We start from the raw sequence: 15,006 nt of genomic DNA on the forward strand, positions 1-15,006 counted from the left end.
TTTTTTATGAAATCCGGAGATGAAAATTCAGTAATAGAGATAAATGACAAAGACTCTTAATTTCCTTATTGATCTTTTAATCTTTAAATCCTTTAATCTTTTAATTTCTCAATACTCTTACATTGTCATATTTTATCTAAAATAGTATATTTGTACCAACTATAAAGAAACAAAAAAAGAATGCTTGTAATAGGAATTGCCGGTGGTACAGGATCCGGCAAAACTACAGTTGTTGACAAGATACTTCAGCAGCTTGATATTGAGGGAATGAATATCCTTTCTCAGGATAATTATTATCACGACAACCAGGGTCTTACATTGACGGAAAGAGAAGCCTTAAACTACGACCATCCGAAGTCCATAGATTTTGATTTACTGATAAAACATGTGAAAGCTTTAAAGAATAATGAGCCGATTGAGCAGCCGATTTACAGCTTTGTTACCCATTCAAGAACAGGAGATCATGTGACTGTAGAACCTAAAAACGTATTGGTAGTAGAAGGAATCCTTGTTCTTACCAATAAGGAGCTGCTAAAGGAATTTGATTTGAAAGTATTTGTTCATGCAGATTCTGATGAAAGATTGATCAGGAGGATCAGAAGAGATACACAGGAAAGAGGAAGAGATCTGGGAGAAGTCTTACACCGTTATCAGACTACCTTAAAACCAATGCATCAGGAATTCATCGAGCCATCTAAAAATGATGCTGATCTTATTATTCCAAATATGAAACAGAATTCCGTAGCGATTGATTTTTTAACTACTGTTATTAAAAATTCGTTGAAAAAACATTAAAAAATGGAAGAAAACAAACTTATCAAAGACATTCAGCCGAAATCTGAAACATTCAAACTTATCCAGAAATATGTTTTGAATAAGTATACCATTACGATCTGTCTGTTTTTGGTATGGATGATTTTCTTCGACAAAACCTCATTTCTTGTAATTAATGAACTGAATGGTGAAATTCATAAGTATGAAGAGCAGCTTGATTATTATAAAAAAGAATACGAGAAAAATGATGCTTTTTATAAAAAACTGATGAACAACAAGTCAGAAAAAGAAAAATATGCAAGAGAAAATTATTTTATGAAAAAACCAAATGAGGAAATCTTCATTCTGGTGGTAGACAGCACAAAAGTCGCCAAGAAATAAATAAAACCAAATAGAATCAGTCAATAGTGAACAACAGCCAATTAACTTTGCCTGTCAGTTTTTTATTCACCAGCGAAGTAAAAAAATCACTATTGGCCATTCATAAACAAAACAAAACTAATGTCAAATACAGATATACTTTCAAACTGGGAAAACCTGGTAAAAAAACAACTTAAAACAGAAGATATTTATCCTGTTCTGGAAAAAGAAAATTTGGAAGGAATAGAGGTGAAGCCTTTTTATACAGAGACTTTTAAACCTCTGGTAAACCTGCCGAGAGTTGAAGAAAGTACCCATTTGGTGGCCAGATATCATGAAAGTCTGGAAGATGAAGTATTTGCATTTATTCTGGATCAGAATGTAGAAAATCTTGATCAGAAAACAATTTTTGTCAATAATAAAGACCTTGCAGGACACATCAGTCCAAAAGAAGAAGATCAGTATTTTTCGCTGATTGATATTTTTAATGAAAAAGAAGGAAGCATTGATGATCAGTTAGCAAAAGAATTACTGGCAAAAGATTTCAAAAGAAACATCTGCGTTGATATTTCATTACATCAGAATGCAGGAGCAGCTATTTACCAGCAGCTGGGAATAGCTCTGGCAAAAACAAAAGAACTGGCAGAAGTATACGGAGCTGAAATTTTAGATAAACTGATTTTCAGAATCGCAATTGGTGGCAGCTACTTCTTTGAAATGGCAAAACTGAGGGCATTTAAAATAGTTTTCAATCAGCTTTCCAAAGAATATGGACTGGATGAAGTTCCGTACATCTTCGCAGAAACTTCACTTAGAAATAAAGCGGTTTCAGACAATGAAAATAACCTGATCCGTTCTACATTAGAGCTGGCTTCCGCAATGATTGGAGGAGCAGACGCTGTTTTTACCAATAACTATCTTGTGGACAGGAGTACCGATAATTCTGAGGAAATTTCTTTCAAACAACAGATCGTATTAGCTTATGAAAGCATCATCAATGTATTTGAAGACGCTTCTAACGGAAGTTATTATGTTGAAGATGTCACACAGCAGATTGCAGAAAAATCTTGGGATTTATTTATTGAAATCGAGGAAGCTGGAGGATATCTTGAACTTTTAAAACAGGGGGTTATTCAGAAAAAGATCTACGAGCACGCTATCAAAGAGCAGCAATGGATTGAAGAAGGTAAAATAAAGCTCATAGGAGTGAATTTATACCCAAAGTTAGACGTTAAAAAGTCAATAACAGATTTGTATAGTGAAAAAGAAATTAAAGCTGTTCGTTGGGCAGAAATGTTTGAATAATAATGAATTAATCCATGAAAAAAAGTTTACTGATTATTCTTTTACTATTTTTCGGGCTGTGTTTTTCACAAACTGAAAAAGATTTACTTGGGAAATGGGTAGGATCAAACGGGAATGGGAAGGTGTATGTTACATTTTATCCGGATGGATATATCTCTTTTAACGTAACAAGTATGCCGGAAAAGGATTTTATTATCCCGGAAGGCCCCCATAAAGGTAAAAAAGCGAAGATTAAATACAAGATAGATTCTTCCGGAACTCCGTTTAAGGTTCAATTGTTCATTTCATTTCATAATGGAAGAGAAATTGAAGAAAGTGAATTCAATAAAGGGCTTATAGAGTTTACCAAGAAAAATGAGATGCTGTTTTATATGGATACAGATAATACAGAACCGGATAAAATAGATCCATCATCACCAGATACAGTATTGTTTGTAAAAGAAAATCAATTATAGACGTTTGTAATGAAAGAAAAACTGATTGATTTATTTGAATATACCCATCATTTCAATGCAGAAATGATTAAAATTATTTCTGAAAACAGAGAACGGGTAGATGATAAAACAATCGCTCTGATCAATCATACGCTCAATGCCCAACAGATCTGGAATGCGCGGATTTTGGGAGAAAAGACATTTGAAGTCTGGCAGATCAATCCATTTGAATCCTTAGAGGAAATTAACCGTCAGAATTTTCTGAAAAGTATTGATATTGTTCAGAATCTTGATCTGGATAAACAGATAGAATATCAGAATTCAAGAGGAACAAAGTTTGAGAACAGTATTTTTGATATGCTTTTTCATGCAGTTAATCACTCTACCTACCACAGAGGGCAAATCAATTCTTTACTTAAACAGAATGGCATAAATCCAGTATTGACGGATTATATTTTTTACAAAAGATAAATTGGATTTAATGATCCGTAAAGTAATAAAAACATACACATCTGTGAAAATTAGTGTCATCTGTGATTAAATTAATAAATAAAGACGTTCAAGACTATATCAATGCAAATCTTCATACAGATCTGCACGCATTACTATTAAAAAAATCACCGTTTCCTGATGTTTCCATACAGGAAATCGTACAACAGATCAAAGGCAGACAGGTTGCAGAGAAAAAATTTCCATTTTTATTAAAAGAAGGTATTATTTTTCCTCCACAGCTTAACCTGGAGCAGGCATCCTCTGAAAAAACAGCCCTATACAAATCCCGAATTTTAAAAGGAAAGAAATTTATTGATCTGACAAGCGGCTTTGGTATTGATGCCTACTATCTTTCTCAAAATTTTGATGATATCACTCTAGTAGAGCAGAATACGGAACTTTTAAAAATCGTAGAACATAACTGGAATAGAGTAGGAAAGAAAGCCAGATTCATCAATCAGAAGTTGGAAGATTTTTTGAATGACAATCAGGAAAATTTTGATACTGTATACCTGGATCCGGCAAGAAGAGATCAGAATAAAAATAAAGTTTTTCTTCTGGAAGATCTGTCTCCGGATATTCTTGACATTCAGGAAAAATTATTGTCAATTTCCAATCAGGTAGTGATAAAACTATCTCCGCTGATTGACCTGAAGTACCTTGTTTCCGTTCTTCCGGCAATTTTCAGGATTGATATTATTGCCGTAAAAAATGATGTGAAAGAAGTGGTTATTTTTCTCTCCAATGAAAATATTGATAAAATTATCTGCAATTGTGTAAACCTTGAAAGCGGAGAATCAGTCTTTAGTTTTCAATTGGGAGAAGAAGAAAATGCAGAATCGGAATATGCAGAACCTGAAAAATTCATTTATATTCCCAATAATTCTATTCTGAAAGCAGGCATTTTTAATTTGATTTCAGAAAAATTCGGATTGAAAAAACTTCACCCCAACAGTCATTTTTATACTTCTGAACAGAAAGTAGAGCATTTTCCGGGCCGTTTCTTTGAAGTAGAAACTGTTGATTCTAAAAGTATTAAAAAGAAGAGCCAGTTCAATCTTATTTCAAAAAATTATCCCTTAAAACCTGAAGGAATCAAGAAAAAGTATGGCTTAAAAGATGGAGGAGATCAATATCTTATTTTTACACAATCCAAAAAAGGGAAAATAATATTAAAATCAGTATAAAAATGTTGCCGAAAAAAGCAGGATTTCTTACTTTTGGGCAATCAAAAATTTAAGCATGAAATCGCTTGCTGTTTGGATCATCAGAATAGATGAAATAGGACGGTTTCATATTACCTTTTAAAAAAAATAATTTTACATATGAAAAAATTAGTTATATGTTTAGCGATTGCAACGGTAGCCGTAAGCTGTAAAAAAGTACCACAAGGAGGAAACAGAGGTACTTTGAAACTGGAAGAAGGTGTAGAAAGATACTCTGATGATGCTCAGGGAGAAGCTCACGGGCATGAAGCCGCTGTTACAGAACACAAGGAAGAAGCTCATGCAAAAACAGAAGCCGCAGCTCCTAAAACAGACAGTACTGCTGCTGCAAAACCTGCTGAAGCAGAAAAAGCTCCAAAAGCTGAACACTAATTAGAAGTACAAAATATACAAATGCCCTGTTCTGCAGGGCATTTTTTTATTAAAAAGATGATAGGCAGCTCGTAATAAAGAAATAAGCATAAGGTTGGGAAAATCCTGCTTTTTTGTTTGTCCCTGCCGGCCATTTTTTTTAATTTTAACAAAATAAAATTTTACAATGCAAGAGACATTAAATTACATTAACGAAAACAAACAGCGTTTCGTGGATGAATTATTTGAGTTATTGAGAATTCCTTCTATTTCAGCAGATCCGGCGTATAAGAATGATGTATTGAAGTGTGCAGACGTATGCGCAGAACATCTTAGAAATGCAGGTGCTGATCAGGTTGAAGTATGCGAAACAAAAGGATATCCTATCGTTTTTGGAGAAAAAATCATGGATAAAAATCTTCCAACAGTATTGGTTTACGGACACTATGATGTTCAGCCGGCAGATCCGTTGGAATTATGGACGAAACCTCCTTTTGAACCTTATATCGAGAAAACTGAACTTCACCCTGAAGGGGCTATTTTTGCAAGAGGTGCCGCTGATGATAAAGGACAGTTCTTTATGCATCTGAAGGCTTTCGAAGCGATGATGAAAACCAATACTCTTCCTTGCAACGTTAAATTTATTTTAGAAGGAGAAGAAGAAGTAGGTTCTGTAAGTCTGGGAGACTGGGTAAATGAAAATAAAGAAAAACTGGCTTGTGACTGTATTCTGATTTCTGATACTCACATTTACAGCAATGAACAGCCAACCGTTACTACAGGACTAAGAGGATTAAGCTATGTAGAAGTAGAAGTGGAAGGTCCAAACAGAGATTTACACTCAGGTCTTTATGGCGGGGCAGTTCCAAACCCTATCCACGTTCTTTCAAGAATGATCGCTAATCTGATTGATGAAGACGGGCACATCACCATTGATGGTTTCTACGATAACGTTGAAATTGTTTCCGATGCGGACAGAGCAGAAATGAATAAGCTGAAAGACAATCCGGAAGAATTTAAAAAATCAATCGGATTAAGCAATATAGAAGGTGAAAAAGGGTATACGACGCTTGAAAGAGCTTCTATTCGTCCTACTTTAGACTGTAACGGAATCTGGGGAGGATACACAGGAGAAGGAGCTAAAACAGTAATCCCTTCAAAAGCATTTGCTAAAATTTCTATGCGTCTGGTTCCTTATCAGACTCCTGAAGAAATTACAGAAAAATTCACTGCATATTTCAAAAAAATTGCTCCGGATACGGTAAAAGTTAAAGTAACTCCTCACCATGGAGGAATGCCTTATGTGTTACAAAGTGATACAAAAGAATTCTTGGCCGCTAAAAAAGCAATGGAAACTGCATTTGGTAAAGAAGTACTGCCTTACAGAAGTGGAGGAAGTATTCCGATTACGGCAATGTTTGAGAAAGTTTTAGGAGCTAAATCAGTATTGATGGGCTTCGGATTGGATTCTGACGCCATCCATTCTCCAAACGAACATTACGGACTATTTAATTTTTATAAGGGAATTGAAAGTATTCCGTTATTTTTTGAAAATTATTCAAAATAATTAAAAGAAAATACAATATGACGAGGCATTTCTGCAAAGAGATGCCTCTTTTTTTGTTGTTTATTGAGCCGTTAATTGTGGTTGAATAAGTGTTTTTAATGGCTTTTCAAAATTAAACTCGCTGATAATTAGTAAGTTATTTTTATTTTTTAACATAATATTTCACTGTTCGAGGAAAGTTTATATTTTTAATACAAAACTTGGTTAACTATGAAAAAATACTACTCAATTGCATGGATTATATGCTCAGCATTTTCCTTTGCACAGCAAACTATTTCCTTTGAAAATAATGAAGGTTTTAATACCGGAAACATTAATGGCCAGGCAGGCTGGATCAGTACACCTACGGGAGGACAGCCTGAAAATGTAGGGAATCAAATGATTAGTGCAGATAAAGCCAGCGATGGAAGCAGATCTCTGAAAATTGTTAAAGAACCTACTTACGGAACGCAGCCCGATCCAATCATTGGTGGTTTTTATAATCTGCCTACACCTCTTGCTTATAACAATTTTTCAGTTTCATTCGATATTAATATGTCTCAGGTCAGCGGTTCTGTTTTTGGATTTCAGGGAGTCAATAACACGAATGATGCTATTGTTGCTAGGATAGATTTTGATAAAACAGGAGTGATCAAAATTATGAATATGGTTTCAGGAATACTGGATCTCGTTTCAATGCCGGAAATCTGGTCTCCGAACATTTGGTATCGTTTTAAAGTAGTGGGAACTGCCAGTGATATAAGATATTACCTCAATAATACATTAATCTATACAGGATCAGCAGCCAGCACTTTAAATATTGACCAGCTGCGCTTTGTGCATAATAATACATTGGGATCAGCTTATATTGATAATATTAAAATTAATACTGAACTGGTAATGGGCGTTAAAGATTCTCAGGAGACTCACAAAATATTGTCTTTATATCCCAATCCGGCAACAGACTTTATCTATATCAATTCTTTGGATAAAATAAAAGGAGTGGAAATTTATGATGCTTCCGGAAAACAAATGAAAACTGAAATGAATGATAATAAAATAAATGTAAAAGGGTTTTTACCAGGCTTTTATTTAATAAATATACAAACCGAAAGAAAAAAAATCACTGAAAAAGTAATAATTAAATAAAGGGATCAATTTCCTTGAAAATCCGTATGATTTTTTAATATTTGGCTTTATATCCGGAAATTTATTTCCGGATATGCTTTTTTATAGATTTAATATCTTTAAATGTTTTTGTTTGTTTTCATAATTATTAAGTGTTTTTTAATGTAAAATATTAACTTGTTTTGGTTTTTTAATTAAAAATATTAAATTTGTTGAAATTAGAAGAAATATTATGAAGAAATTTTACATTTTTGCAATTTCGTTGATTTCAATATCAGCTTTTGCACAGCAGACCATTTCATTTGAAGCAAGCGAGGGATTTATAGCAGGAAACATCAATGGCCAGAAGGGCTGGGTTTCCACAAATGACGGAGGTACCCCACCGGTATTTATTACAAGCCAGGTCGTTTCAAGTGAAGTAGCCAGCCAGGGATCAAATAGTTTTAAAGTAACAACAGATCCTGCTTTTGCCCCACAACAAAGCCCTGTTATGGGTGGTTTTTATTCATTTACTGCTCCCTTAACTTATAACAGCTTTACACAATCGTTTGATGTAAGACTTACACAGAAAAGCTCAACAAGTTCAGATTTTGTTTTTAGAAACGTGAACGATATAGGAACAGGAGGGATTGTAACATATATTGACTTTTCTTATAACGGAAAGATCTTAATTGCTAATGCGGGATCTACCTCATTGGTAGATACAAACCAGACCTGGAATATCAACACCTGGTACAGAGTTAAAATGGTTTCTACTGCTACCGGAATTCAATATTATTTAAATGATACGCTGATCTATACAGGACAGCCTTACAGCAATAATAATATTACAAGAATGGATTTTGTAAATGATAACTATGGAGGTTCTGCCTATATTGATAATATTAAAATCAATAATGAAACAGCACTATCTACAAAAGATGCTGTTAAACATGATGTGAAATTATCAATATATCCAAACCCGGCCACTGACGTCATAAAAATCAGTACTTCCAATAAGATTCAGCATGTTGAAGCATATGATATGGCAGGAAAAAGAGTAAAAGTTACTTTGGATGGAGATAAAGTAGACGTAAGAAACCTTCCATCAGGAGCTTACTTGCTTAATATAGAAACGACGGACAGAAACTTTACAGAAAAATTCATCAAAAAATAATTTCTGATAAATTTTAATATCAGTAAAACGCTCCGATAGGAGCGTTTTTGCTATTTTAGAGAATTAAATTTTTAGAACATATGTCAGAAAATAAAACAGCTTATATTACAGGAGGAACCAAAGGAATAGGTTTTGGAATTGCTAAAATTTTACTGGAAAACGGAATCTCAGTAGCCTTTTCAGGAAGAAAAAGAGATGATGTGATGAGGGCGGAAGAAGAATTAAAACAATACTCAGAAAATGTATTGGGAATTGTTTCCGACGTAAGAAGCCTTGAAAGCGAGCAGGAAGCAATACAATATACAGTGGAAAAGTTTGGAAGGCTTGATTATATTATTGCCAACGCCGGATTAGGTATATTCAAGCCCGTAGATGAACTTACGGCTGATGAGTGGAATGATATGATCGAAACCAACCTGACCGGAGTTTTCTATACCTTAAAAGCCTCTGTAGAAGAACTGAAAAAAACAGAAGGTTATTATATTACGATCTCAAGTCTGGCTGGAGCTAACTTCTTTGAAAACGGTACAGGATACAACGCTTCAAAATTCGGAGTGGTAGGTTTTACACAAGCCGCTATGATAGATTTAAGAAAATACAACATTAAATCTACAGTGATTATGCCGGGTTCTGTAGCTACTCATTTTAACGGGAATATTCCTTCGGAAAAAGACAGTTGGAAAATTCAGCCGGAAGATATGGGTAATCTTGTATTGGATATTTTGAAAATGAATCCACGGGTTTTGCCAAGTAAAATAGAGTTTAGGGCAACAAAACCTTCATAATAATAAAAACATAAAGAGACATATTTGAGAAGCTGATTCAAATAAGAACTATTTTTAAATTCTAAGATATTAATCAATAAATATTTCCATTTCGCGGACAACCTTTTAAAGTTTTCACTGTCTTATGGATAGGAGTGAATTCCTGCTTCATTGAATTATTAACAGAAATCAGTTCCATTCAGGAGTTAAAATCTACCTAACAACTGGTATTGATTTCATTTTTAAACTGAAGTAAGTTTGAACCGAATTAAAAATATTTATATGAAAAATTTTCTATCAACTAAGGCATTTGTGTTGATTTTATTTCAAACACTTAATGCTCAGACGCTGCAAAGTGATAATTTTAATACCTATAACATGGGCAATGTAGGGACTGATATTACAGCAACTACTCCCGGGCAGGGTGGGTTTTATACAGATTTTGCGGGCGGCTCCAATTCAGAAGCTCAAATTGTAAATATAGATGCTGCCCATGGTAAATCCCTCCAGCTTACAGGAAGTGCCACAGCGGCAGGAACAAAGTATATGTGGAAGAATGGGCTGGTAGCAGCATGGGCGGCAAGAACTCCGGGAAATGATATCATTAAATTGGATGTCAATCTGTACACCGGAAGTGCGGCAGGTGGAGTAGGAAGAGGAAATGTTTTGATTTATAACACAACAACTCATAAAACTCTTACGGGTGTAGGGTACAATTATGCAACACAAAAGATTAATGGAGTAGCATACTATACCGATAATATTACAGGGCAAACAGCTAATTTTGGTTTCACTGTGGGTTCAAATACATACCCTCCCAATACATGGGTTGCTGTAAGTTGTACATTTAATAAAACTACAGGCATTGCTTCATGGACGAGTCCAGAAGGTACTTTTAGTCCCAGTATTACCGACCTGACACCTGCCGCAATAGGAGAAGACCCTTTTGAAATGGATTTTGTGTCATCAGTAGGTGCAGGAAATACGGTAGCTCATATCACTTCCTTTGACGATTATGTACTTACGGCTACCAATACTGCAGTATTGAAAACCCAAGAGGCTGCATTGGAAGACAATAAGATACTGGTCTACCCGAACCCTGCAACAGATTTTATTACAATACAATCTAAATCAGCAGTAACTAAAGCAGATATTTTTGATAAGACAGGAAGAAAGATAAATACTGAAATGAACAACAATAAAATCAATATCGGGAATCTTACCCCCGGAATTTACATGATCAGCATTGAAACTAAGGGAAACAAATTTTCTGAAAAATTCATTAAAAAATAATCTTAATCATAGTTTTAATTACACGAAAACGCTCTATTATAGGGCGTTTTGTTAATTTTAATGCTCTGAATAACAAATCAATATATATTATGCATGCATAATATATTTTTTGCTTATATTAGCAAAAATTAATTCAAACAAAATCTCTTCAGAAATCATCATAGTTGATGCATTAAAGGGGAAAAATAAAATAGTACACATGAAACCGAAAGGTTATAATGGCCAAATAAAAAATTAAGAACAACATATGAAAATATTAGTTTGCATTAGTAGTGTTCCGGATACTACTTCCAAAATTAACTTTACAGCAGATAAATCTGCTTTCGACAAAAACGGAATCCAGTGGGTAATCAATCCGTTAGACGAATTTGCGTTGACAAAAGCGGTTAAGCTTCAGGAATCTCAGGGAGCAACTGTAACAGTAATCAACGTAGGAGATGCTGCTACAGAACCTGTAATCAGAAAGGCTTTGGCAATTGGTGCTAACGATGCTGTAAGAGTAAATCTTGATCCTAAAGACAGCTATTCTACCGCAAAAGAAATTGCAGCTGTAGCTCAGAATGGAGGATATGACCTTATCCTTTGCGGAAAAGAATCTATCGATTATAACGGAGGTTCTGTTCCAGGAATGGTAGCTCAGTTATTGAACCAGCCTTTCGTAAACGCTTCAGTAGGATTAGACGTAAACGGAAGCGAAGCTACTGCAGTGAGAGAAATTGAAGGAGGAAAAGAAACTATTTCTGTAAAATTACCCGCAGTAATTGCAGGTCAGAAAGGATTGGTAGATGAAAAAGATCTTATCATCCCGAATATGAGAGGAATTATGTCTGCAAGAACAAAACCATTGCAGGTAGTAGAGCCTGCTTCATCAGAAGTAAAAGTTCAGGGAGTATCTTATGACAGCGTACCACCTAGAGCTGCTGTGAAGATGGTTTCTCCAGATAATCTTGATGAATTGGTAAGATTACTTCACGAAGAAGCAAAAGTAATCTAATTATTGATTCTTTAAATTTTCAATCTTTTAATTTTTAAATTTAAAAAAATGGCAGTATTCGTATACGCAGAAAATATAAACGGAGTTTACAAAAAGGCAGCTTTCGAAGCAGTTTCTTACGCTAAAGCTATTGCTGATAAAGCAGGAGATACCGTTACGGCAATCTCTGTAAACCCAACAGATTCTTCAGATTTATTATACAAATATGGAGCATCAAATGTAATCAACATCAAAGACGAAGGTCTTAAAAATTTCTCAGCAAAAGCATTCGCACAGGCTGTAAATGAAGTGGCAGATGGGAACATTATCGTTTTTCCTCATACTACTGACGCTTCTTCCGTAGCTCCGATGTTGGCAATCATGAAGAACTATTCTTTGATTACTAACGCTTTGGAAGCTCCTGAAAGCCTTTCTCCTTTCCAGGTGAAAAGAAGAGCATTCTCAGGAAAAGGCTTCATGCATGCAAAAGCTGAAGGAAACGGAGTAATCGTTACCGTTTCTCAAAATGCTTTCGGTGTTAAAGAAAATGCAGTATCAGGTTCAGAAGAAGTTAAAAACTTATCTGTAGCTAACGAGGATACTAAAGTAATTTCTCACGAGCAGAGTTCAGGTAAATTAGACCTTAAAGAAGCTGAAATTGTTGTTTCTGCAGGTAGAGGAATGAAAGGACCTGAAAACTGGGGAATGATCGAAGATTTAGCAAACGTTTTAGGAGCTGCTACAGCATGTTCTAAGCCTGTTTCTGACATCGGATGGAGACCTCACACAGAGCACGTAGGGCAAACGGGTAAAGCAATTTCACCCAATCTTTATATCGCTGTAGGTATTTCCGGAGCAATCCAGCACCTTGCAGGAGTTAACTCTTCAAAAACTATCGTAGTAATCAACAGTGATCCTGAAGCACCGTTCTTCAAGTCTGCAGATTATGGAGTAGTAGGAGATGCGTTCCAGATTATTCCTGCACTAACAGAGAAAATCAAAGCAATAAAAGGATAAAAAAAGTGAATTGGCAATCGTCAATTCGCTTTGCTCGTCAATTTTTAAATTCACTTGCGAAGCAAAATTGACAACGACGTTAATTCATAATTCACATAGTAAAAGCTCGGCTTTCCGGGCTTTTATTTTTGCGTAAAAAAGTGAAATCACAATAAAAAATTAATCTATATTTGTAGCTATGGATTATAAACAGCTAATTATTCGCGGAATATCGTACAGCCAGACCCAGTCAGGGGCGTACGCATTGTTACTGGAGCATGAAGAAACACACATAAAATTACCTGTTGTTATAGGAAATTTCGAAGCTCAGTCAATCTCTCTCGGGCTAGAGAAAGACATTCATCCACCGCGTCCTCTTACTCATGATTTATTTACAAAATTTATAGTTTCTGCCAATTATGAGTTAGTTTCCGTTATTATCTATCAGATTGTAGACGGAGTATTCTTTTCAAATATCAACTTTAAAAATAAAGTAACAGAAGAAGAACTGATCCTTGATGCCAGAACTTCCGATGCTGTGGCAATGGCCGTAAGATTCGATGCACCTATTTTTACCACACAACAGGTTCTGAATGAAGCCGGAATTTTATTGGAACTGGAAGACGTTTCAAAAGAAGAACAGACTTTTTCAGAAACCGTACAGAACGAAGACAACTTAAAATCTCTTTCCATGGAGGAGCTTCAGAAATTGTTGGATGAAGCTGTTAAAGAAGAAGACTATGATACCGCCCTTGAAATTCAGGAAGAAATCAAGAGGAGGAAAAAGAAAATTGACTAAAGAGATACTTTTTATATAAACTATGAATTTAAAATTACGACTGACCATCCTCAGTTTTCTCCAGTTTTTTGTTTGGGGAGCCTGGCTGATTACGATGGCTAACTTCTGGTTTGGCACAAAACATTGGGACGGAACTCAGTTTGGAGCTGTGTTCGGAACCATGGGAATTGCTTCCATCTTCATGCCAACCATTACCGGAATTATTGCTGACCGCTGGATCAATGCGGAACGTATATTTTCAGTATTACACATTCTGTATGGGGTTATTCTTTTCATATTACCTCATTCTGCAGATCCCAATTCTTTCTTTTCAGTAATGCTTGTAGCAATGTGTTTCTACATGCCTACTATCGCACTTGCTAACTCAATCTCTTATACAATCCTGAAAAATAACAATCTGGATGTAGTAAAAGACTTTCCACCCATTCGTGTATGGGGTACCATTGGCTTTATTGTTGCCATGTGGATCACAAATCTTAGTGGAAACAAGGATACAGAAGGGCAATTTTATATTGGAGGTGCGGTAGCCATTTTCTTAGGTATTTATGCACTTACATTACCAAAATGCCCTCCGCAAAAGCTGATTGATAAAAACTCACCATTATCCGAACAATTAGGATTGAATGCTTTCAAACTTTTCGGAAATTATAAAATGGCATTGTTCTTTTTATTTTCAATGCTTTTGGGAGCAGCACTTCAGCTTACCAATGCATATGGGGATGTTTTCTTAAGTGAATTTGCGCATTTCCCTAAATATGCTGACTCATTTGTCGTAAAAAGATCTACGATCATTATGTCGATTTCTCAGGTTTCTGAAACCCTGTTTATTTTAGCGATTCCTTTCTTCCTGAAGAAATTTGGAATTAAAAAAGTAATGTTGATATCAATGCTGGCATGGGTTTTAAGATTCGGGTTCTTTGCTTTTGGTGTTCCGGACGGATTTGGACTTTCATTAATCATTCTTTCATGTATTGTATACGGAATGGCTTTCGATTTCTTTAATATCTCAGGATCTCTTTTCGTAGAAACTACTACCGATAAAAAGATACGTTCTTCAGCTCAGGGTTTATTTATGATGATGACCAATGGTTTTGGAGCTGTTTTTGGAAGTTATATCGCGGGATGGGCAATTGATAAATTCTTTACCCACAAATTTACAACCGCTTCAGATTTATCTATCTATTTACAAACAACACCGGATAATCCTACTTTCCTGGAGATTCTGAAAAAAAGTTTCAATGCTGTTGTTAATTCAGACGGAACCCTTTCCTCTGTGGTAATGGTAAAAGACTGGCAGCAGATATGGCTTTCTTTCGCAATCTATGCGCTCGTATTGGCGATATTCTTCGGACTATTGTTTAAACACAAACATAACCCGGAAGATGTTTCATCAGTAAAACATTAATTTT

General features: G+C 35.2%; 16 protein-coding genes. All 16 read left to right on the top strand.

Going from position 1 to position 15,006, the window contains the following annotated elements; genetic code table 11:
* The first annotated feature begins 180 nt into the window (after positions 1-180).
* The 16 genes from udk to F3J23_RS06150 all read left to right on the top strand — a co-directional run bounded on the left by udk (position 181) and on the right by F3J23_RS06150 (position 15,002).
* Complete coding sequence (gene udk, locus F3J23_RS06075; RefSeq protein ID WP_167025657.1) at positions 181-795, top strand: uridine kinase; 615 nt, start codon at positions 181-183, stop codon at positions 793-795.
* A 3-nt stretch (positions 796-798) separates the two neighbouring features.
* Positions 799-1,155 (top strand): FtsB family cell division protein, encoded by a 357-nt coding sequence (locus tag F3J23_RS06080; protein ID WP_101238163.1) that lies wholly within the window; start codon positions 799-801, stop codon positions 1,153-1,155.
* Between the two features lie 120 nt (positions 1,156-1,275).
* A complete protein-coding gene (locus F3J23_RS06085; RefSeq protein WP_167025660.1) occupies positions 1,276-2,439 on the top strand; it encodes a methylmalonyl-CoA mutase family protein in 1,164 nt (387 codons plus the stop codon).
* 14 nt (positions 2,440-2,453) lie between these two features.
* Complete coding sequence (locus F3J23_RS06090; RefSeq protein ID WP_167025663.1) at positions 2,454-2,894, top strand: hypothetical protein; 441 nt, start codon at positions 2,454-2,456, stop codon at positions 2,892-2,894.
* Between the two features lie 9 nt (positions 2,895-2,903).
* Entirely contained in the window at positions 2,904-3,344 is a 441-nt protein-coding gene (locus F3J23_RS06095; RefSeq protein WP_167025666.1) for a DinB family protein, read from the top strand.
* A gap of 62 nt (positions 3,345-3,406) precedes the next feature.
* A complete protein-coding gene (locus tag F3J23_RS06100; protein ID WP_167025669.1) occupies positions 3,407-4,552 on the top strand; it encodes a class I SAM-dependent methyltransferase in 1,146 nt (381 codons plus the stop codon).
* Positions 4,553-4,690: 138 nt separating this feature from the next.
* Positions 4,691-4,963, top strand: coding sequence for a hypothetical protein (locus F3J23_RS06105; RefSeq protein ID WP_167025672.1), 273 nt, complete (start codon positions 4,691-4,693; stop codon positions 4,961-4,963).
* A gap of 166 nt (positions 4,964-5,129) precedes the next feature.
* Complete coding sequence (locus F3J23_RS06110) at positions 5,130-6,509, top strand: dipeptidase (protein ID WP_167025675.1); 1,380 nt, start codon at positions 5,130-5,132, stop codon at positions 6,507-6,509.
* 210 nt (positions 6,510-6,719) lie between these two features.
* Positions 6,720-7,637, top strand: coding sequence for a T9SS type A sorting domain-containing protein (locus F3J23_RS06115; protein ID WP_167025678.1), 918 nt, complete (start codon positions 6,720-6,722; stop codon positions 7,635-7,637).
* Positions 7,638-7,848: 211 nt separating this feature from the next.
* Positions 7,849-8,772: a T9SS type A sorting domain-containing protein gene (locus tag F3J23_RS06120; protein WP_167025681.1), complete on the top strand. Its 924-nt coding sequence runs from the start codon at positions 7,849-7,851 to the stop codon at positions 8,770-8,772.
* Positions 8,773-8,852: 80 nt separating this feature from the next.
* Positions 8,853-9,557, top strand: coding sequence for an SDR family oxidoreductase (locus F3J23_RS06125; protein ID WP_167025684.1), 705 nt, complete (start codon positions 8,853-8,855; stop codon positions 9,555-9,557).
* A gap of 261 nt (positions 9,558-9,818) precedes the next feature.
* Positions 9,819-10,829, top strand: a complete 1,011-nt coding sequence (locus F3J23_RS06130; RefSeq protein WP_167025687.1) for a T9SS type A sorting domain-containing protein — start codon at positions 9,819-9,821, stop codon at positions 10,827-10,829.
* Positions 10,830-11,076: 247 nt separating this feature from the next.
* Positions 11,077-11,823, top strand: a complete 747-nt coding sequence (locus F3J23_RS06135) for an electron transfer flavoprotein subunit beta/FixA family protein (protein WP_050020848.1) — start codon at positions 11,077-11,079, stop codon at positions 11,821-11,823.
* A gap of 48 nt (positions 11,824-11,871) precedes the next feature.
* On the top strand, positions 11,872-12,819 hold the full coding sequence (locus F3J23_RS06140) for an electron transfer flavoprotein subunit alpha/FixB family protein (protein WP_167025690.1): 948 nt from the start codon (positions 11,872-11,874) through the stop codon (positions 12,817-12,819).
* 178 nt (positions 12,820-12,997) lie between these two features.
* Positions 12,998-13,597 carry a bifunctional nuclease family protein gene (locus F3J23_RS06145; RefSeq protein WP_167025694.1) on the top strand — a complete coding sequence of 200 codons (600 nt, stop codon included), beginning with the start codon at positions 12,998-13,000 and terminating at the stop codon, positions 13,595-13,597.
* 22 nt (positions 13,598-13,619) lie between these two features.
* Positions 13,620-15,002 (top strand): nucleoside permease, encoded by a 1,383-nt coding sequence (locus tag F3J23_RS06150; RefSeq protein WP_167025697.1) that lies wholly within the window; start codon positions 13,620-13,622, stop codon positions 15,000-15,002.
* Positions 15,003-15,006 lie beyond the last annotated feature (4 nt).

The organism is Chryseobacterium sp. Tr-659, from assembly GCF_011752975.1.
Classification (GTDB): domain Bacteria; phylum Bacteroidota; class Bacteroidia; order Flavobacteriales; family Weeksellaceae; genus Chryseobacterium.